This window comes from Streptomyces sp. NPDC020801, assembly GCF_044334385.1.
Taxonomy (GTDB): domain Bacteria; phylum Actinomycetota; class Actinomycetes; order Streptomycetales; family Streptomycetaceae; genus Streptomyces.
The window spans coordinates 350,656-370,006 of the sequence record NZ_JBIRST010000006.1 but is presented as its reverse complement, the minus strand read 5'-3'; the positions used below and the strand labels follow the sequence as shown (position 1 = coordinate 370,006).

13 protein-coding genes and 5 pseudogenes are annotated in these 19,351 nt (G+C 70.3%); 8 read left to right on the top strand and 10 right to left on the bottom strand.

The genetic code is table 11. The features are described 5' to 3' along the window. Window positions 1-143: 143 nt before the first annotated feature. Window positions 144-1,907, bottom strand: coding sequence for an aspartate--tRNA ligase (gene aspS, locus ACH4UM_RS15760; protein ID WP_398178459.1), 1,764 nt, complete (start codon window positions 1,905-1,907; stop codon window positions 144-146). A gap of 172 nt (window positions 1,908-2,079) precedes the next feature. Here aspS and ACH4UM_RS15755 point away from each other — a divergent pair, with 172 nt between their 5' ends. Further along, entirely contained in the window at window positions 2,080-4,236 is a 2,157-nt protein-coding gene (locus ACH4UM_RS15755) for a SpoIIE family protein phosphatase (RefSeq protein ID WP_398178456.1), read from the top strand. Window positions 4,237-4,261: 25 nt separating this feature from the next. On the opposite strand, the gene ACH4UM_RS15750 is transcribed toward ACH4UM_RS15755, so the two are convergent. After that, window positions 4,262-5,314: an AI-2E family transporter gene (locus ACH4UM_RS15750; RefSeq protein ID WP_398178453.1), complete on the bottom strand. Its 1,053-nt coding sequence runs from the start codon at window positions 5,312-5,314 to the stop codon at window positions 4,262-4,264. Window positions 5,315-5,544: 230 nt separating this feature from the next. Between ACH4UM_RS15750 and ACH4UM_RS15745 the strand changes: the two are divergent. Next, window positions 5,545-6,239: pseudogene (locus ACH4UM_RS15745) on the top strand (mobilization protein); the annotation flags it as partial. Window positions 6,240-6,251: 12 nt separating this feature from the next. On the opposite strand, the pseudogene ACH4UM_RS15740 reads toward ACH4UM_RS15745, so the two are convergent. Continuing rightward, window positions 6,252-6,470: pseudogene (locus ACH4UM_RS15740) on the bottom strand (SAM-dependent methyltransferase); the annotation flags it as partial. 2 nt (window positions 6,471-6,472) lie between these two features. Further along, the gene (locus tag ACH4UM_RS15735; protein ID WP_398178450.1) at window positions 6,473-7,816 is read right to left on the bottom strand and encodes an endonuclease domain-containing protein; all 1,344 of its coding nucleotides are present in this window, start codon (window positions 7,814-7,816) and stop codon (window positions 6,473-6,475) included. Between the two features lie 179 nt (window positions 7,817-7,995). Here ACH4UM_RS15735 and ACH4UM_RS15730 point away from each other — a divergent pair. After that, a pseudogene (locus ACH4UM_RS15730) lies at window positions 7,996-8,297 on the top strand (hypothetical protein). Here the strand turns inward: ACH4UM_RS15730 and ACH4UM_RS15725 are convergent. Both ACH4UM_RS15725 and ACH4UM_RS15720 read right to left on the bottom strand, forming a co-directional pair. Continuing rightward, on the bottom strand, window positions 8,285-9,439 hold the full coding sequence (locus tag ACH4UM_RS15725) for a tyrosine-type recombinase/integrase (RefSeq protein WP_398178447.1): 1,155 nt from the start codon (window positions 9,437-9,439) through the stop codon (window positions 8,285-8,287). The pseudogene ACH4UM_RS15730 and the gene ACH4UM_RS15725 sit on opposite strands and share 13 nt — an antisense overlap. 21 nt (window positions 9,440-9,460) lie before the next feature. After that, window positions 9,461-9,964 (bottom strand): helix-turn-helix domain-containing protein, encoded by a 504-nt coding sequence (locus ACH4UM_RS15720; protein ID WP_153813191.1) that lies wholly within the window; start codon window positions 9,962-9,964, stop codon window positions 9,461-9,463. A gap of 120 nt (window positions 9,965-10,084) precedes the next feature. Between ACH4UM_RS15720 and ACH4UM_RS15715 the strand changes: the two genes are divergently transcribed. The 4 genes and pseudogenes from ACH4UM_RS15715 (at window position 10,085) to ACH4UM_RS15700 (ending at window position 14,648) form a co-directional block, all read left to right on the top strand. Continuing rightward, on the top strand, window positions 10,085-10,279 hold the full coding sequence (locus ACH4UM_RS15715) for a helix-turn-helix transcriptional regulator (RefSeq protein WP_398178444.1): 195 nt from the start codon (window positions 10,085-10,087) through the stop codon (window positions 10,277-10,279). Window positions 10,280-10,865: 586 nt separating this feature from the next. Then, on the top strand, window positions 10,866-12,038 hold the full coding sequence (locus tag ACH4UM_RS15710) for a DUF3631 domain-containing protein (protein WP_398178687.1): 1,173 nt from the start codon (window positions 10,866-10,868) through the stop codon (window positions 12,036-12,038). Window positions 12,039-12,356: 318 nt separating this feature from the next. Continuing rightward, on the top strand, window positions 12,357-12,962 hold the full coding sequence (locus ACH4UM_RS15705; protein ID WP_398178684.1) for a hypothetical protein: 606 nt from the start codon (window positions 12,357-12,359) through the stop codon (window positions 12,960-12,962). Further along, window positions 12,952-14,648: pseudogene (locus ACH4UM_RS15700) on the top strand (relaxase/mobilization nuclease domain-containing protein). Before ACH4UM_RS15705 ends, ACH4UM_RS15700 begins: the two are co-directional and overlap by 11 nt. Before the next feature lie 50 nt (window positions 14,649-14,698). Here the strand turns inward: ACH4UM_RS15700 and ACH4UM_RS15695 are convergent. From ACH4UM_RS15695 to ACH4UM_RS15680, 4 genes are all read right to left on the bottom strand, one after another. Then, entirely contained in the window at window positions 14,699-15,277 is a 579-nt protein-coding gene (locus ACH4UM_RS15695; RefSeq protein ID WP_398178441.1) for an HAD domain-containing protein, read from the bottom strand. Window positions 15,278-15,308: 31 nt separating this feature from the next. Next, complete coding sequence (locus ACH4UM_RS15690; RefSeq protein WP_114041478.1) at window positions 15,309-16,001, bottom strand: class I SAM-dependent methyltransferase; 693 nt, start codon at window positions 15,999-16,001, stop codon at window positions 15,309-15,311. Between the two features lies 1 nt (window position 16,002). Then, window positions 16,003-16,914 carry a phosphotransferase family protein gene (locus ACH4UM_RS15685; protein WP_398178439.1) on the bottom strand — a complete coding sequence of 304 codons (912 nt, stop codon included), beginning with the start codon at window positions 16,912-16,914 and terminating at the stop codon, window positions 16,003-16,005. Between the two features lie 82 nt (window positions 16,915-16,996). Next, on the bottom strand, window positions 16,997-17,746 hold the full coding sequence (locus tag ACH4UM_RS15680; protein WP_398178437.1) for a hypothetical protein: 750 nt from the start codon (window positions 17,744-17,746) through the stop codon (window positions 16,997-16,999). Window positions 17,747-17,971: 225 nt separating this feature from the next. On the opposite strand from ACH4UM_RS15680, the pseudogene ACH4UM_RS15675 reads away from it, so the two are divergent. Then, window positions 17,972-19,326: pseudogene (locus ACH4UM_RS15675) on the top strand (tetratricopeptide repeat protein). Window positions 19,327-19,351 lie beyond the last annotated feature (25 nt).

Sequence of the window (19,351 nt, the reverse complement as noted above, 5' to 3'; positions counted from 1 at the left end):
CGACGTCAGGCGCCCCAACGCCCCGGCGCCCCAGACGAAAGAAGTGGCCCGGAACCCGCCTCGGTTCCGAGCCACTTCCGAGCCACTTCTGCGCCGGCGGCCCTGCTTCGGGCCTACTTCGGGCCCTCGGGCCTACTTCGGGCCTACTTCGGCTGCGGCCTCCGCACCGACAGGTGCAACTCGCGCAGCCGCGCCTCCTCCAGCTCCGTCGGCGCGCCCATCATCAGGTCCTGCGCGTTGCCGTTGAGCGGGAAGGAGATGGTCTCGCGGATGTTGGGCTCGTCGGCCAGCAGCATGACGATGCGGTCGACGCCCGGCGCGATGCCGCCGTGCGGAGGGGCGCCGAAGCGGAACGCGCGGAGCATGCCCGCGAACTTCTCCTCGACCGTCTCACGGTCGTAGCCCGCGATCTCGAAGGCCTTGAGCATGATCTCCGGCTCGTGGTTGCGGATGGCGCCGGAGGACAGCTCGACTCCGTTGCAGACGATGTCGTACTGCCAGCCCAGGATGTCCAGCGGGTCCTGGCTCTCCAAGGCCTCGAGGCCGCCCTGCGGCATGGAGAAGGGGTTGTGGGAGAAGTCGATCCGCCCCGTGTCCTCGTCCTTCTCGTACATCGGGAAGTCGACGATCCAGCAGAAGCGGAAGACGCCCTCCTCGAAGTGGCCGGCGCGCCTGGCGGCCTCCACCCGCACCGCACCCATGATCTTCGAGACCTCGTCGAACTCGCCCGCGCCGAAGAACACCGCGTGACCGGCGGCCAGGGACAGCCGCTTGGTCAGTTCCGCGACGTTCTCCTCGGTCAGGAACTTCGCGATCGGGCCGGTCAGCGAGCCGTCCTCGGCGACCCGGACCCAGGCCAGGCCCTTCGCGCCCTGCTCCACCGCGTACTCGCCGAGCTGGTCGAAGAACCTGCGCGGCTGGGAGGCGGTGTCCGGCACCGGCAGCGCGCGCACGTGCTTGCCCGCGAACGCCTTGAACTCCGAGCCCGCGAAGATGTCGGTGATGTCGACGAGCTCCAGCTGGGCGCGCAGGTCCGGCTTGTCGGAGCCGTACTTCAGCATCGCCTCGCGGAACGGGACCCGCGGGAAGGGGGAGGTGACGTGGCGGCCGCCGCCGAACTCCTCGAACAGCTCCGTCATGAGCTTCTCGATCGGCTGGAAGACGTCCTCCTGCTCGACGAAGCTCATCTCGACGTCGAGCTGGTAGAACTCGCCCGGCGAACGGTCCGCGCGGGCGTCCTCGTCCCGGAAGCAGGGCGCGATCTGGAAGTAGCGGTCGAAGCCGGAGATCATCAGCAGCTGCTTGAACTGCTGCGGCGCCTGGGGGAGGGCGTAGAACCTGCCCGGGTGCACACGGGAGGGGACCACGTAGTCGCGGGCGCCCTCCGGAGAGGTGGCCGACAGGATGGGCGTCGCCATCTCGTTGAAGCCCATCGCCGCCATCTTCTGGCGCATCGCCGAGATGACCGCCGTACGCAGCATGATGTTGCGGTGCATGCGCTCGCGGCGCAGGTCGAGGAAGCGGTACTCCAGGCGCCGCTCCTCGTTGACCCCGTCCTCGGCGTTGATGGTGAAGGGCAGCGGGGCCGCGGCACCGAGCACCTCGACCTCGCCGACCTCGATCTCGACCTCGCCGGTGGGCAGGTCCGGGTTCACGTTCTCCGTGCCGCGGGAGACGACCTTGCCGTCCACGCGGACCACCGTCTCCTTGGACAGCCTGTCCAGGGCCTCGTAGGCGGCCGTGCCGGGGCGGGCGACGAGCTGCGTGATGCCGTAGTGGTCGCGCAGATCGATGAACAGGATGCCGCCCAGGTCGCGCCGATTGTGCAGCCAGCCACTCAGCCGGACGTCGGTGCCGACGTCAGAGGCGCGGAGCTCGCCGCAGGTGTGGGACCTGTACCGATGCATCGTCGTTCATCCAGTCTTCGCGGATCGGGGAATCGCCGGGCGGGCACGGCCCGGACCTACCAAGCGTACCGGCCGCCCCAAGATCGGCTCTCCGCCATTGTTCGCCGTGCGGGCTCGTACGCCCGCACGTCATCGGTGGCAGTGTTCGACGGCCTCTTCTTACAGTGGGGCAATGCGCACTGGTGAGCCCCTGCCCGCGGTGGGGGACGTCCTCGCCTCCCTGGCCACCGGGCTGTGGCACTGGGACACCGCCACCGGGCTGGTCTCGGTCGACGCCGAGGCGGCCCGGCTGCTCGGGCTGCCGACCGATCGGGCCACCCTCACCGAGGCCCAGGTGCGCGCCCGCCTCCACCCGGTCGACTGGAACGAGATCACCGGCGTGGTACAGCTCGCCGCCGCCGAGGGCACCCTCGCCGAGGTGCGCGTCCGGATCATGGACGAGCGGGGCCGGATCATCCGGGTCGTGCGCAGCCGCTCCCGGCCCTCCTACGACCATCACAGGAAGGCCTACGAGCTGATCGGCACCCTCCAGGAGGTCACCGAGCCGACCCCGGGCTCCCCGGCCGGGCGCAGCGCGGTCACCGGCGACTGGCGGCGCTCCAGGGAGGCGTTCCTGCTGGACGCCGGCCGGGCGCTGGCCGAGGCGCGGTCCACGGCGGAGGTGCTGCGGGTCGCGGCGGGCCTGTCGATGCCCGGGTTCTCGCCGGACGGACTGGCCGTCTTCGGCGTGGAGGGGGACCGGCTTACGATCATCGGCCACCACGGGCAGCGGCCGGGCGACGAGGGCCCCTTCGTGCACATGGCGCTGGAGACGGACTACCCGGCCGCCGAGGTGGTCCGCACCGGACGGGCCGTCTATCTGTCCTCCCCCGGGCAGTACCGGGCCCGCTATCCGCTCACCTGGCCGCTCGCCGAGCGCTTCCACCGCCACTCCTGGGCGTTTCTGCCGCTGACCGCCTCCGGCCGCACCATGGGTGCCTGGATGGCCGCCTTCTCCTACCCGGTCGCCTTCACTCCGGACGAGCGCTCCGTGCTGACCACGGTGGCCCGCATGCTGGCCCAGGCCCTCTCCCGCGCCGGGACGGCGGAGACCGAGCGGGAGCTGAGCGAGGGCCTGCAGCGCTCGATGATGCCCACGCTGGGCCCCGAGGTCCCCGGCATGGACGTGGCCGCCCGCTACGTGCCCACCGGCGGCGGCCTCCAGGTCGGCGGCGACTGGTACGACATGATCCCGCTGCCCGGCGGCATCTCCCGGGCCGGGAGGAAGGGCAGGGCGGGACGTTTCGCGCTGGTCATGGGCGACGTCCAGGGCCATGACGTGCGCGCGGCGGGACTGATGGGCCAGCTGCGCATCGCCCTGCGCGCCTACGCCTCGGAGGGCCACCGCCCGGACGCGGTGCTCTCCCGCGTCTCCCGCTTCCTGCACGGCATCATCAACGACGGCGCCGACGCCGACGACGGCGCCGACCTGCGCTTCGCGACCTGTCTGTACGCCGAGGTCGACCCGCGCAACGGGGTGCTGGAGGTGGCCCGGGCTGGTCACCCCGACCCGGTGATCCGCATGGCGGACGGCACGGTGATCCTGCGGCCGACGGCCGGCGGGCTGCCGCTCGGCATCGACCCGGACGCCGACTACCCGACCACGCGGTTCTCCCTGGAACCCGGCGAGACCATGATGATCTGCACCGACGGCCTGATCGAGACCGGCGGCCACGACCTGGACACCGGATGGCAGCGGATCCGCACGATCCTTGAGCAGCACGAGGGGGACACCGAGGCGCTCGCCGACGCGCTCGTCCAGGCCGTGCACGGGCCGTCCTCCCACCACACCACCGGCCCGCTGGCCGACCGCCGCGAGGACGACATAGCCGTCCTGCTGCTGAGCCGGCAGGTCGACGGCCACGGTGGTGCGGCGGCCGTACGGGCGGAGAGCCGGCGTACCCTGCTGACGGTCGCGCAGGCCGAGCCGGAGCGGGTCGCGGTGGCCCGGCAGCAGCTGCGGGAGCTGCTGCACGACTGGCCGTCCGAGGAACAGGTGGACGTGGCGGTACTGCTGCTGTCGGAGATGCTCACCAACGTGCTCCTGCACACCGACACCGACGCACTGCTGATCGCCGAGATCGGCGGCGAGAAGGGCGAGCGGCGGCTGCGGGTGGACGTCGCCGACGCCGGCGACGACCTGCCGCACAAGCGCCGGCCGGGCGAGCTGGCCTCCTCCGGGCGCGGGCTGCTGCTGATCGAGCTCCTCGCGGACGCGTGGGGCGTCGACCCGCGGGGGCAGGGCAAGAGCATCTGGTTCGAGCTGTACGAGCCACCGAAGGACCGGTGAGAGGGCGCGGGAGCTCCCCCGGGCCTCACCGGGCCGACGTGGACGCGGAGGTGGACGGGTATCGCTCCCGCAGCTCGTGCGCGATCCCGAACGCGGCCGCCGTCAGCGGCACGGCCAGCAGCATTCCGAGGATCCCGGCGACCGACGCCCCCGCGGTGATCGCCAGCATCACCACCGCCGGGTGCATCTGCACGGTCCGGCTCTGGATCGCCGGCTGCAGCACGTGCCCCTCCAGCACCTGCACGGCGAGCACCACCCCGAAGGCCCACAGCGCGATGACGAACCCGCGGTCGGCGAGGGCGACCAGCACGGCCACCGCGCCGGAGATGAACGCGCCCAGGTAGGGGATGTAGGCGCCGACGAAGACCAGCGCCCCGAGGCCGACGGCGCCCGGCACGTCGAGGACGAGCAGGCCGACGGTGATGCAGACGGCGTCGATGAGCGCGATGAGAGTGGTCCCGCGCATGAACCCCTCCACGGCCGCGAAGGCCCGCCGGGCCATGGCCTCCGCGGTGTCGGCGGTACCGCCCGGGGCGAGGGACCGCAGGGTGCCGGCGGCGCGGTGGGAGTCGCGCAGGAAGAAGAAGACGAGCAGCAGGGCCAGTACGGCCATGGCGATGCTCTCACCGACCACGCTGACCCCGCTGATGACGTTGGAGGCGGCCGTCCCGCCGAACTTCTCCAGCAGCTTCCTGCCGTTGGAGACGAGGTCGTCGAGCGAGGTGCCGGCCGCCCCGAAGTGGGCGGCGAGCGACTTCGCGGCGGTCCTGAGCGAGGCGACGATCTGGTCCCCGCTGTCGATCAGTGCCGCGACCACGATGTACACCGCCCCACCGACGACCACCACGACGGCGGCGCAGGTGATCCCGGCGGCGAGCGAGCGGTTGACCCCGGCCCTGACCAGCCGCCGGAAGAAGGGCCGCAGCAGCGCGGTCCCGAGCAGGGCCAGCAGCACCGGCGTCACGGCGGTCCGGAACGCCACGCACAGCCGGACCCCGACCCAGACCACCCCGGACACCAGCAGCACGACGGCACACCAGGCGGCGAGACGCCGAACGGGCTCGGGCAGCAGACGCACCCCACCAGTGGAACACGCACCGCCCGGACCGTCCTGCACGGACGGTCCGGGCGGGTGACGAAGGTAACCAGTCAGCCCCGCGGGACCCGCCCTCGGCCCCGCGGGACCTGCCGTCGGCCCCGCTGGATCTCATGCCGGCCCGCGCGATCTCAGGCCTGCGGTCCGCCCTCGGTCATGCCGTGCACGGCCGGGACCGTACCCAGCCGCCCCTTCTGGAAGTCCTCGAACGCAACCTGGCCCTCGCCAGCCACGGCCCGCAGCAGGCCGAACTGCAGACGGCGGCAGGGGCATTCACCGCGCCCGCCGCTCGGCGATCCGGGCCGACCACCAGGCCGCCACCACCCTGCGGGAAGCCACCAAGGAACTCGCCTACGCCACACACGATCCGGGCGGACTCGCCATCGCCCTGATCTTTGCCGCCATCCACCTGGCGCGCGCCGCCGCCAGGTGGCACGAGCAACGCGGCCACGAGCGGCAGGCGGCAGCGGCCGGGAAAGCCTTCCGCCATCTGCAGGCGGGTTACCAGCAGGCCGGCGAGCCAGTACTGGCGGACCTCAGCCGCTGCACCCCACGCACCGCCACCGTCCGCCGCTTCGAGCAAGACCTGCTCGCAGCCCTCCCCGACCACGCCGACCGCATCCTCGGCGACCCGGCCTGGCCGGCCCTGACCACAACTCTCGCCCGCGCCGAGTCCGCCGGCCACAACCCCCGGCGCCTCTTGGCCGAAGTCGCCGCCCAACGAGAACTCGACACCGCCGAACAGCCCGCCGAAGTCCTCAACTGGCGCATCACCGTCCAGCCGAACAAGCGAACTCAGGCAGCACGCGGTCAAAGCACCCGGACAGCCACGCCAGTCACACCCGCACCACAGCCCACCCCTATGACGCTGAGCGAACGGCCAACGGAACGCAGCCGACACCGATAGAGGAGGCGGCCCTCAGCGGCGGCAGACGAGGATGCCGCCCAGGCACGTGATCTCGAAGGCCCCGTACTGGGCGATGTGATCGACAAGGAGTGCCCGAGCCCGCTCGATCGTCGCCTCGAACGGCACATCGTGCTGGTCCGCCCACGCCCGGTACGACGCCATGTGCGCAATCACCGGCTCGGGATCCTGGACCGAGATGGTGCCGGGCAGCTCGATCGTCTCCCGGTGCCCGCTCAAAACAGTTCCAGGTCCTCGCCGCTGGCGTCCACGATGACTGGCCGGGGCTGGGCAGGGAGGCCGTCCAGGCGGTCAGGACCGGCCGCGGCGGCCACGGCAGGGGCCGTCTCGGCCAACCAGACACGAAACCGCTCGGCGGCTTCGCGGTAGGGGACTCGCGCCAGGACACAGTGCTCGCCGGAGGGGCAGCAGTCGACGGCGACCGTGAGCAGGCAGGAACGGGGCGCGTTCTGACTGCCCGTCCAGGACACGCGCAGGACACCGCAGGGCGTGCGCCCGCGGGGGGCTCGGTGGGTCGGGCGCAGCGATCGGCAGGCTATGTGGGCGGTCCACGCGGCGAGGTGCGGCAGGGGCAGGGTGGTGCGTGCGCGGCAGCCGGGGCAGCGGTGCCAGTGGCGGAGCCAGTCGTCGGTGTCGGTGTGGAAGAGGCGTGTGTAGCGGTTCGCCACCCGGATGTCGTTGCTGTACAGGTGATCGGGGCGTTCCTGTGTGTTGCAGGACTGGCAGACGGGGGCGCGGACGTAGCCGTGTTCGTGGCAGTGGTCGAGGACGGCGGCGGGCACGGTGCGACAGACGGCGCACACCCACCCGGCCACCCTGCGGGAGGTACCGGGCTTCCTGCTGAGCACCGAGTACAGCTGACCTTCCAGCTCCTTGTTGTACGGGCGCAGTGAGGCGGTGGGGCCCTCGGGGCTCGTCGTCTGCCGACCGTCGGCGTCCCGGTCCTGCCGGGGGTGGGAGGGCGGCACGGTGGCGGCCGCGCTCGCCTGGCGGGTCCGCGCGGCCTGCACCCACTGCGTCTCGGCGTGCTCGGCCGCGTCGAGCAGCCTGACCACAGCGCGCGGCAGCCACCACGTCCGCCGCGTCCCGTCGCGGTTCCGCTCCACGAGTATCTGTCGCCAGTCGATCCCCGCCAGGGGGTACGGCAGGCCGGCTTCACGTCGTGCCGCCCTCTCGGGGCCGCCCATCTCCTGCAGTTCCCCCGTGATGCGCCGGCGCCAACGCAGCGGCGTTTCCTCGTCGCGCTCCCGCCTCGGCGCCCCACGAAACGGACCGATGCGGACCAGGTCCTGCCGATCCATCCCGACCGCGTTCAGTTCCGCGGCCGCCCGGCGCACCTCATTCTCCAAGACACTCCACTGCCCGCCGCTCGCCCTCACCGTCGCCACCACATGGCCGCCGAGCAGGACGTACCCCACCCGGGCATGGACAGGAGAGCAGGTGAATGCCCCAGCAGCCGTCGGCATGGCACTGTCGGCCGTCAGATCGACCCAAAGGGCGTCCGCGGCACCCAAGGTGATCAGGCCGTCCGCGCGACCGGGCATGACACGCTCTGACATACCGACAGGCTAACGGCCTGCGGGTCTCCAAGCGCCTCGGCCAGCCAGGCCGCGCCCGCGACTCCTTTATTCCTGAGGATCTGCTTTTTCAGCACCTCCCGTGCCCGTAGCCTCACCACCAGAACGTCAGGAACCGGGCAAGTCGCCCTCGCACCTCAGCGGTCCCCGAGCCCAGACGAATTGAGCAACAGAGAGTCACCGCAGGCACCGAAACTATCGAGGTGCGGGTGAAATACCGGCACCTCGCCGTCGGCGTCACCATCCGCTTCCGCGTCAAAGGCACCGAGGAGACCTGCAACGTAAAGGTTCTCCGCGTCACCGAGTACCCCAACTTCGAGGCACCCTTCTCGATGGCGAAGGCCCGGCAAACGTCAACCCCACCGCCACTCGCGACACGCAGCTCGCCAGCATCCGCACGATCTATGGTCCCGCCCCATTACTAGGAGACCAAGAAGGCTTGATCTTCGATCATGCCCTCTGACCTGCGATTTCCTTGGTTGCAGTGTCTCCGAGTCCGCACCCGGTCCGCAGGCCGCCGAGAACGGCGTCCATGACGGTCCGGGTGCGGTCTTCTTCGCCCGGCCAGAGGTGCGCGTAGATCCGCAGTGTGATGACGGCGGATGCGTGGCCGAGGACCAGCTGGACCTGCTTGACGCTCGCTCCGCCGGCGATGAGGGCGGAGGCGTAGAAGTGGCGCAGGTCGTGGGTCACCATGTGCGGCAGCTCGACGGGCTTGCGGCCCTCGCGCTCGGCCGCCTCGTTCTCCGCCTTCTGCAGCTCCTTACGAGCGCAGTTCCATTCGGTCTTCCAACGGCGGTAGTTGAGCGGTTCCCCCTCCTCCATCGTGAACAGCCGCTCCTTGGAGGGTCGTGCGGCGAGGTGCGTGAGGAGTGCGTCGGTGACGACCTCGCCGACCGGGACCGTACGCCGGGACTTGGCGGTCTTCGGCGGACCGATCTTCCCGGACTGGAGGCGCTGGCGCTCGACGCGGATGGTGCCGGCCTTGAAGTCAACGTCCGACACCTTGAGGCCGAGCAACTCGCCTATTCGCAAGCCTGATCCGGCAAGGGTGACGATGGCCGCGCGGATGTACGGCGGCATCACCCGGGCCATGGCTTCGACTTGCGCGACCGTGGGCGGGGTGACCTCCTCATCTGGCATGGGCGGGAGGGTGATGCGGCGGCACGGGCTGGACGCGATGACCTTGTCCTCGACGGCCGCGGTCATGAGGCGCACGAGGACGTCGTAGACGTTGCGCACACTGCCGGGGCCGAGTTGCTCGGACAGGTTCTTGAACAGGACCTGGAGGTCGTTGCGACGTATCGCCGCCATGGCGCGGGAGCCGAGCGCCGGGACGAGGTGGAGCCGGAGCGCGTTGTCGGTGATCCGCTCACCAGCCTCGCTTGCTATGAGCGACTCCTCCCACTTCTTCGCGTACTTCTCGAACGTGATCCGTCCGGCCTGCGGATCGACGTACTGGCCCGTAACGATGCTGGCCGTGACCTCGTCGAGCCAGCGCTGGGCGTCGATCTTGCGGTCGAAGTGGCGGGCGTGCTCCTTGCCGTCGAGGTCGCGGTAGCGGGCCCGCCATTTGCCATTGGGACGCTTCTGGATGTTCGCCAAGTGGCTTCTCCCTTGCGTTGGTTATCGGTGGTAGCCGCCGCCCTCGATGTGCTCGGTGAGGGTGCGGGCGTCGCGCTCGTCGCCCATGAGGCGAAGGCACTGCTCATGGATGGCCCGTGAGCTGTCGGGGTGGGTCTGGATGTACTCGGCGATGCCGACGACGGCGTGGTGCAGCCTGTCCTCGGCGTCGCGTGTCTCGTAGTACGCCTCGACGGCTTCCTGGACGAGCCGTCTGCTGTCGAGGTCCAGCCCTTCCAACGGCGGGGACATCAGCTCTTCGAGGGGCAGCTCGAAGACGCGGGCGAAGGCGAGGGCTTCGTCGACGTTGATACGGCGGCGTGGGGTGCCGTTCTCGATACGCCAGACGGCGGTCTGGTTCATCTTGACGCCGGCCTTGGACACCCGGTCCGCCAGCTCGATCGTGCTCCATCCCCTGACCTCGCGCTCCAGCGCCACCCGCGCGGCGATGTTGCCCTCGCTGTAGAGCAGCGGCACCTCACCACCGTCGGCCTTGTCGCCTGCCATCGAACCTCCATCCTGACCGTTGTTTTCCCAATTGAAACATGACCTTCCCGATTTGGCTAAACGGCGATCATCGAGTACAACCTATGCAGAACGAAGTGTCGCCTAGTCGATTGGGAATGCATGCGATATCCGACCACCGCCGAGGTCGCCGAGCGCTACCGCACAGCGGAGAGCACCGTCCGCTACTGGCGCCAGATCGAGAAGGGCCCGCGTGGCATCAAGATCGGCAAGCGGGTGCTGTACCCCGAGGCCGAGCTGCTGCGCTACGAGCGGGCGCTGATCGAGGGCCGAGACGAGTGGGGTCTGGCTTCCTGAGCCGCCGGAAGCCCGGGACACGGAAACGGCCCTCGGCACGCCAACGCCGAAGGCCGGAGAGTCCCCCGCACACCGCCCATCCCTGAACGAACAAGCCGACGAGGGGCTGGACCTTGCCCGTCCTGCCCCTCGTCTGAGAGGAACGTCTATGGAGGACTCTACGTCCCCCACCAACCCGAACACGGTCCCCAAGGTCAGCTGGCCCGAGGTCGCGGTCCCCGGCCAAGGCGTCCCCGGACGCCGCGGGGACGAGCATTCTGCTGCCGGGGTATCAGGGGACCATCCCCTCGATACATCCGGTCGCCTGTCGGCGCGAGCCGCGGTCCCCATACCCGCATCCGTTGGAGACGTGCAGGTCAGCGGCATCGGCGTGCCAACGGGGACCGGTCCCCAAGACCCTGGAGTTGCACCAGGGGACCGCACTGGGGACCGGGACAACGGCCCTCACCTGTCGCCGGGGACCGACATCCCCGTGGAGCGGGCCGAGCAACATGAGATCGCGGCCATGGATGGCGGGACACATGCTGGAGGCCATGAAGCCGCCGGTGTTCAGGTGGCCGCTGACGGGGTCGCCCTGCTGGACGAGTTGCGGGCAGTGATCGGCAAGTACGTGGTGCTGCCCAGCGAGGAGGCGCTGACCGCGGTCACCCTGTGGGTGGCGGCCACGCACATCCAGACGGCGTTGCAGCACGCGCCACGTCTGGCGGTGGTGAGCCCGACGAAGGGGTGCGGCAAGTCCCGGGTTCTGGACGTGCTCCACGAGACCGTGCACCAGCCGATGATGACGGTGAACACCTCCCCGGCGGTCATCTTCCGGGTCATCGGCAAGAACCCGCCCACCCTGCTGGTGGATGAGGCGGACACCATCTTCGGCCCGAAGGCGAGCGGTGACAGTGAGATACTGCGCGGCCTGCTGAATGCCGGGCACCAGCGCAATCGGCCCGCCTGGCGAATCTCCGGTCCGGAGCACAAACCGACTCCGTTCCCCACCTTCGCCATGGCCGCCATCGCGGGGATCGGCGACCTGCCGGACACGGTCATGGACCGTGCGGTCGTTCTGCGGATGCAGAAGCGTAAGCCGGGCGAAAAGGTCACCCCTTTCCGCTCTCGGTATTCGGTGCCCGAACTCAACGCGCTGCGTGATCAGCTGGCTGCCTGGTTGGGCCCGCTGCGCGGGCAGGCTGCCCGCATGGTGCCGCACATGCCGGTGGAGGACCGGGCGGCGGACACCTGGGAGCCGCTGGTCATCATCGCCGACCTGGCCGGCGGCCACTGGCCCGCCCAGGCCCGTGCCGCCTGCCTGGCCATGACCCGCCATGAGGCGGTCCAGGACGAGCAGAGCAGCCTGAAGACGCGGCTGCTGCGCGACATCCATCGCATCTTCGCGCAGGCGGACAACCCCGAGGCCCTGGCCACCCAGGATCTGGTCGCCGCTCTGATCCAGGACGCCGAAGGCCCGTGGGCGGAACACGGCACCAAGGGGCTGAACGCCTACCACCTGAGCAACCTGCTGCGGGACTTCAACATCAGCCCGGCCAACTACCGGTTCGACAAGGGCAGGCAGGCCAAGGCGTACATGCGCAACCGGTTCCTGGACGCCTGGGCCCGCAACTGCCCGGACCTCGTCGAGGCGGCACCCGAGCCCGAACACGGCGCTGCCCCTGCCCGCATGCCGCAGGGCAGGCCGCCCGCCGCCCCGGCGGGGACGCTGCCTGTCGGCCCGCCCGGTGGCCCCGCCGGGCCGAAGCGCGCTCTCTGATCCCACCGGGGTCCGTATCACTTCGTCGCATCCGTCCCCGCGCAGGTCAGCGCGGGGACGGACTCACTCGCCGGGACGGAGTTCTCCGTACCTGCCCAGGTTTCCGTACCTGTGCTGACCAGGCATGCGACGGATGCGACGGACGTGACACAGCCCCATCCCCCGCTACACCGGAGCACCACCATGGACACTGCAAACGACATGAACCCCTCTTCTTCCCGACGCTGGGGTTGGTTCAGCCGGGACCGACGAACAGCAGCAAGCTGGAGCGAACGAGCCCCTAAAGAGGCTTCGTCCGCGCTTGCCCCCGCCCCTGGAGTGGCGGAGGGAGAGGGGGCCGGGCGCCAGCGGGCGCACGAGCCTGATGAGGGGGTGAACGAGCCCCGCACCGCGTCTACCGCCGACAACGCCGAGCAGCCCGTCGCCGACTCCGTCACCCCACACGCCGAGCCGACCGCCCGTCAACCGCCCGCCGCCGTTGAGCAGCCCTCGTGGCGTGAGCCCGACGCCCCCGCACTGCCCGCGCGGATGAACCGCAAGCGCACCATCGAGAAACGCGACCAGGAGAAGAAGATCCGCTTTACCCCGACCGCAGTCCGCCTCATCGATGCCGAGGCCAGGCGGCGCCACCAGAAATTCGCCGGCTTCGTCGGCGACGCCGCCCTCGCCGTCGCGCTCGGCAAGGCGGACATGGTCGGCAGCCCAGAGGACGACCCCATCCGCCCTCTGGTGGAGGCCATCGAAGCGCACGCCAAGGCGTTGAACCGGATCGGCACCAACCTGAACCAGGTCACGGCAGCCATCCACTCCGGCGCGATACCCGAGCGCGCCGAGGTCGTCCTTGACCGCATTGAGCAGGCCGCCGAGGCCAGTTACGCACTCATGGACCGGCTCCTGGCGGAAGGGGCCGGTCATGGTGCCTGACGTCTCCACCGGCTCCAGCACGCTCGGCCTGATCAACTACCTCTTCGGCAAGGGGCGGCGCGACGAGCACACCGACCCCCACATCGTGGCCGCCTGGGACATGGCCGGCGCCCCTGACCCCGGCCGCGACCCCGAGGCCACCTACACCCAGCTCGCCCGGCGTCTGGACCACCACGCCGACCTGCGCACCCGGGAGCTCGGCGGAAAGCAGCCACCGCAGCATGTGTGGCACTGCCCGGTGCGCACCGCGCCTGGCGACCGCTACCTCACCGACGCCGAGTGGGCCGAGAGGTTGCCCGCCGCGTCGTAGCCGCCACGGGCATCGCCCCCGAGGGAGACGACAAGGCGTGCCGCTGGATCGCGGTCCGGCACGCCGACGACCACATCCACATCATGGCCACCACCGTCCGAGCCGACGGCCGCCGCCCTCGTACGAACCGGGACGGCTGGCGGGCACAGCTGGAATGCCGCAAGATCGAGGCCGAGTCCGGGCTGCGCCGCCTGAAGTCCGGTGACCTCACCGCCCCGCGTACCCCGACCGGCGCCGAGCGGGCGAAGGCGGAACGCCAGGGCCGGGAGGAGACCGCGCGGGAGTGGCTGCGCGAAAAGGCGTACGCGGTCGCCGCGGCCGTACGCAGCATCGACGAGTACTTCACCGTGCTGCGCTCCCTCGGCATCCAGGTCAGGCCGCGCATCGGCCCCGAGACCGGCGAAGCGACCGGCTACAGCCTGGCCGCGCCCGGCGACACGGCCAACGGCGAGCCGGTCTGGTACGGCGGCTCAAAGCTCGCCCCCGACCTGTCCTGCAACCGTCTGCGCGAACGCCTCCCGACCCAGGAGCTGGCCGACCGCCCTCAACCGGTGGCGGACCCGGCCGAGCCGTGGCACCGCGCCGAAGCCGCCATCCGCCACGCGCACACCGTCCTCGACTCAGGTGGCGAGGCCGTGGCCCAGGGCCACCTGGATGCCTTCGGCGACACCCTCCACAACCTGGCCCTCGCCACCCACGGCTCGCACCGGACCGAACTGCAAGCAGCGGCACAGGTGTTCAACCGCGCCCGCCGCTCGGCGATCCGGGCCGACCATCAAGCCGCCACCGCCCTACGGGAAGCCGCCAAGGAACTCGTCTACGCCACACACGATCCGGGCGGACTCACCATCGCCCTGATCTTTGCCGCACTCCAGTTGGCGCGGGCAGCCGCCAAGTGGCACGAACAACGCGGCCACGAGCAGCAGGCCGTCGCAGCTGAGCAAGCCTTCCGTCACCTACAGGCCGGTTACCAGGAAGCTGCCGCGCCGGTCTTGGCGGATCTCACCCGACGCGCGCCACACGCCGCCACCATCAGCCGCTTCGAGCAGGATCTGCGCGCAGCCCTCCCCGACCAGGCCGAACGCGTCCTCGCCGATCCCGCTTGGCCAGCCCTGACCACAACCCTCGCCCGCGCCGAGACCGCCGGCCACTACCCCCGGCGTCTCTTGGCCGAAGTCGCCGCCCTGCGAGAACTCGACACCGCCGAACGCCCCGCCGAGGTCCTCAACTGGCGCATCACCGTCCAGCCGAATAGGCGAGCACAGGCAGCACGCAAGCGAAGCAGCACACCGGGAGCGTCCTCTCGGTCCCTGGCGCTCCAGCCCTCGGCGACGACGCCGGCTTCCAGGCCCGAGGAACATGGACGACATCGATAGATCAAGCAGTTGGCTCTCGGACGGTGTTGACGTCCTGCTCTGTGATCACTTCAGGCTGCTTCGGCTCCAGGAGCAGAAGCGGATTCGCTGGCTGGCACGACGGACAAGCGGGTAACCCATTCCATGACTTCAGCCAGGTGCTCGGCCAACAACCCGATGTGGGGATCAGGCTGGACCAAGAGAGTCGCCATGCCCCGCGCCGTGCGCTCTGCTGCCCAGGCATGGTCCAGGGCGGTGAAGTCATCGTCGACCCAAGCAACAGGCTTGTCGCCCAGCCAGACATCGACATGGTCTCGTTTCCAGAGATAGCCGTTGGGGTGGCTGGTGGTGATCTGTAGACGCGGGAGGTCGACGTATGGCAGGGACGGGAGGCCGAGGAGCGGCCCAATCAGGGTGCTGGCGTCCTGGCGCCAGCTGGTGCACCAGACCGGGGTGACCAGGCCGGTCCGTATCACGTCCATGAGCAAGGGGCCATGGCTCGGGCTGAGCCAGACGGTGACCGGATCGTCGGCGCTACAGCCGGTGGGAACGACGTCGTGGCGGTCGTGGGTGGCCGGACTGGTCCCATCGGCGTCCGGGAAGGGTATGAGGACGCCGTCGACGTCGAGGAGCAGATAGGGCGGGCGCATCGGTTTCTCCCAAGAGGCGGCGGAGTGGGGGTCAGAGCTTGCGCGCGGTGATCAGCAACGTGGTGGGCCAGAGGCCGCGGCGGGCGTCGTGGAACTCCTGGGCCGAGGTGAGCCAGAGGCCGGCGCGGTCGAGGTGTTTCTCCCAGCGGTCGGCATCGAAGTCCCAGCGGGCGATGGGTAGGCGGGTGCGGTCGGGGAGAGTGACGTAGTCCCGGCGGGGTCGGTCGTCGGCTGTGGGTCGCAAGCCGCCGCGCTTGGGGTGGGGGACGGAGAAGGCGAGGGTGCGCCCGGGTTTAAGGTGCTGAGCGATGGCCGGGAGCAGCAGCTCGGGGGCTACCAAGCCGATGGCCCCGAAGACGGAGTAGATGGCGTCGAACTGCTCGTCGGAGGCTTGCAGGTAGTGCAGGGCATGGCCGGCGACGAAGGTCAGATTGTTCAGCCGCCCGTAGTGCGACCGGGCCCGGCGGACCTGCAGGCCGACCAGATCGACACCGGTGACCTGGGCGCCGTAGCGGGTGGCGAGGTGGGCGGCGTTGTGACCGGGGCCGCAGCCGAGTTCCAGCAGCCGTTTGCGGCGCAGGTCCGAGCCGAGAATCTCGGCTCCGGGCCCGCTGCCCGGGCGCGTTGTCCATTCCATCCGGGCGGGTACCGACAGCGGCTCGGCGGGGCTGGCCGTAGTGCGCTGGAGGGCGTGGACGTACCACGGGGAAGCCTGGGCGAGCACGTCAGACCTCCAGGAAGTGGAGGATGTCGGTGAGATGGCGGCGCACGGCCGTGATGTAGGCGGGGTCGGTGGCCGGGTCGTTGATCCAGCGGATGGACTGTTCCATGAACCACTCGACGGCCCACATGCGGTGCCAACCCAGCGCCCAGTTCTCGGCGGTGAGCCCGCCGCGCTGAGTGAGAGCGTCCGGGGTGCCGCCAGCGGTGACGTACTGCTCCAGGAAGACACGCAGACGTACGGGGTCGGGGGTGTCGAGGGTGCCGTGCCAGCTGGCGAGGTCGAGCAGGCCAGGGCCGGTGAAGGCGCGGGCGAAGTCCAGCAGCCGCCAGCCGTGTTGGCCGATGTGGAGGCTGGTGGGGTGGAACTCGGAGTGCACCCAGCCGAACGGCGCCACCGTCGTACCGGCCGACCGGGCCTTGGCGGCCTGAGCGATCCGGTCGAGCGCGTCCTCGATGTCGTCCGTGTCTTGCCAGCGCTCGGCCTTGCGGAGCTGGGCGAGGTGTTCCAGGGCCCGGTTCGGCAGTGAGCGGAGGCGGGCCTGGTCGAGGACGGGCAGGGCGGCAGCCGTACGGGTGCCGTGCAGGACCACGGCTGCGGCGGTGCCGTCGAGGTCGTCGGCGTCGCGGACGGCGGGGCCGAGGTCTTCCATGAGCATGCCGAGCCAACCGTCCAGGACGGCGGAGGCGTGGACCTGCGGGACGGGGACGCCGAGCGTATGTGCCAGACGGAGGGACTGATCCTCGTTGTCGAAGGGCCGCTTCGCGTACTTGAAGATCGCGGTGCTGGCGTCGGGGAAGGTCAGGCGCTCGACACCGGACATGGACCACACGCGCACCTCCTCGCGCACGGCGGTGGTCCGTCCGGCCATGGTGAGCAGGTTGTCGAGGAGTTCGGCGCTGGGGTTCGCGGTCACGTGGGGGCTCCAGGGAGGTTGGGGGCGTCCGGGGCGGGCGAGAGGTGCCGGCCCGCCCCGGAGCCTGGTGTGCGGGGTGGTGCTAGGCGGCAGGGCTCACGCGACGGGCGTAGACCTGCTCGATCCAGCCGGACTTGAAGGCCGCGAGGTCGTCGCGGAAGGCGGTCATCGACGCACCGTAGGGCGCGACGACTCCGCCGGACTGGTCCGGCACGGACTGGCAGCCGTGCACGAGGCGGCCGCCGAGGGCGGCGTGGGCCTTGATGGACTCGATGCGGCGGTGCTCGTTGAACCAGCCGCCGTGGTAGACCTCGTCGAGCGTCCCGCCCATCTCGTCGTCCAGGTCGAAGACGACGGAGGTGGCGGCGGGGAAGAACCAGCACGGGCCGACGTTGGAGATGTGCCCGTCCAGCTCCACCTTGTTCAGTGCCATCAGCGTGGCCGCCTCGCGCAGCATCCGCAGGTGCTCGGCGGTGATCTGCGGCAGGCCGAGGTTGGCGAGGTGCTCGTCGCGGAACAGGTAGGCGTACACCTCGTACGCGGTGGACAGGACTCGGGCGGCGTCCGAGGTTGAGGCGGCGTGGGCCTTGATGAAGTCCAGCGCGAGCTGCTCGACCGCACTCTCGGTGGTCTCCTGCAGCTCCAGGAGCTGGGACTTGACCAGCTCCCAATCGGCGACGAGCCAGGTGTTGGACTCGAAGCGGAAGAAGTACTCGGCCGGGTCGATGGTGATGCGCCGGCCGTCGACCTGGATGCCGGGCAAACGGCTCCAACGCTCGTCGAACGCCTCAGGCAGTACGACCGTGATGGCCGCGGTGTCGATGGTGGTCACCGTGTCTCCGTCTCTGATCGGCCGGGTTGGGGCACAGGAATGCCCGAACCCGGTCTAGGCGTACGGAACTTCGGGGACCTCCCGGCCGAAGGGGGGAGCCTGGTCACGGTGTCGGACCGGGGCCGGGCGGCTGATGTTTAGTGAACCCTCCGTCACGCACAGTGGGTACGGTGAGAGGCAGTTGAAGCGGTATACGCGGTTTACAGCTCCGGAGCGGAGGCGATCGTGGCAGCGCCGAGAGGTCCCAACTCCCGCCTGCGTGAGGTGATCCAGGGGATCGGCTGCACCTTCGAGGCTCTGGCGAAGGACATCCGGCGTATCGCGGCCGAGAACGGCGAGATCCTCCAGACCAACAAGTCGGCCGTCTCCCACTGGGTGAATGGCACACGCCTGCCGACCGGACGGACCGGCCAGCACCTCGCTGAGGCGCTGTCCCGACGAACAGGCCGCACCATCACCTTGGTCGAGATCGGCCTTCGTGCACCCGAAGCGGCGGCGTCAGGAGAGCCCGATCCGGTTCTGGCTGCCACGGACCTGGGCCGAGCCGACGTTGAGCGTCGTCGTTTCCTGGCCGTGGCTGCCTTCACCACGGCCGGCGTGGCCATGCCGCTCTTCTACGACCATGAGGCCACGGCACGCATGCTGCGGGCCCGCACCGGCAGCTCGGTGGTCGGGATGGAGGATGTGGATGTCGTGCGGCAGATCACCGCAGCCTTCAGCGCGGCTGACGAACGCCTCGGCGGCGGCCACGGCCTGACCACCGTCACCGCCTACCTGGCCGACACCGCCGCGCCCATGCTCCGCGGACGCTTCCCGAACGAAGCCCTACGGCAAGCCGCCTTCGGAGCCGTTGCCGAACTCGCCTACCTCGCCGGGTGGAAGCACCACGACCTCGGCCAAGAAGGCGCCGCCCAGCGCTACTACCAGGTCGGCTACCAACTCGCCTGCGAAGCCGACCCCGCGGTCACGCCGCCTGGATGATGCGCGCCCTCGCCCATCAAGCCCTCAGTCTCAAGCAGCCCCACCACTGCGTCGACCTCGTCGAAGGCGCCCTCACCCGCGGCCTGGGGCACATCGACGGCCAGACCGAGGCGCTACTACACATCACCCACGCCCGCGCCTACGCCGCGGTCGGCGCAAAGCCCGCAGCGGCCCGCGCCCTGCTCGCCGCCGAGGACGCCCTCCTGCGCGACGACGGCCCGCAGCCCAGCTACTCTCGCGTCAGCGGCCCGGCAGCCGGCACCGTCGCCAGCCACACCGCCCGCACCTTGACTGACCTGGCCGACCATGTCGGCACTGAGCAACAGCACCGCGACGCCCTGGTGCGCTGGGACCCCGAGAAGTACAAGCGCGTCCACGCCCTTACCTATGCCGACCTCGGCGACAGCCTCGCAGCCCAGGCCCGAGCCGACGAGGCCGTAGCCGCGTGGTCACAAGCCCTGACCCTCATGGAGGGCATGACCTCCGACCGCACCCGCAAAGCGATCACCTCACTCCGCTCCACACTCTCCATCTACCAGCGCCGCAAAGTGCCCGGAGCCGCCGAACTCGCCCACCGCGCACGCGAAGCACTGGCCTAAGCTGCCACCATCCGGCCGACGAAGG

What these genes read in the sequence shown, in the direction of transcription:
- aspS (WP_398178459.1), bottom strand. Translation starts at nt 1,907, where the DNA reads ATGCATCGGTACAGGTCCCACACCTGCGGCGAGCTCCGCGCCTCTGAC.
- ACH4UM_RS15755 (WP_398178456.1), top strand. Translation starts at nt 2,080, where the DNA reads ATGCGCACTGGTGAGCCCCTGCCCGCGGTGGGGGACGTCCTCGCCTCC.
- ACH4UM_RS15735 (WP_398178450.1), bottom strand. Translation starts at nt 7,816, where the DNA reads ATGTCAGAGCGTGTCATGCCCGGTCGCGCGGACGGCCTGATCACCTTG.
- ACH4UM_RS15720 (WP_153813191.1), bottom strand. Translation starts at nt 9,964, where the DNA reads ATGGCAGGCGACAAGGCCGACGGTGGTGAGGTGCCGCTGCTCTACAGC.
- ACH4UM_RS15715 (WP_398178444.1), top strand. Translation starts at nt 10,085, where the DNA reads ATGCGATATCCGACCACCGCCGAGGTCGCCGAGCGCTACCGCACAGCG.
- ACH4UM_RS15695 (WP_398178441.1), bottom strand. Translation starts at nt 15,277, where the DNA reads ATGCGCCCGCCCTATCTGCTCCTCGACGTCGACGGCGTCCTCATACCC.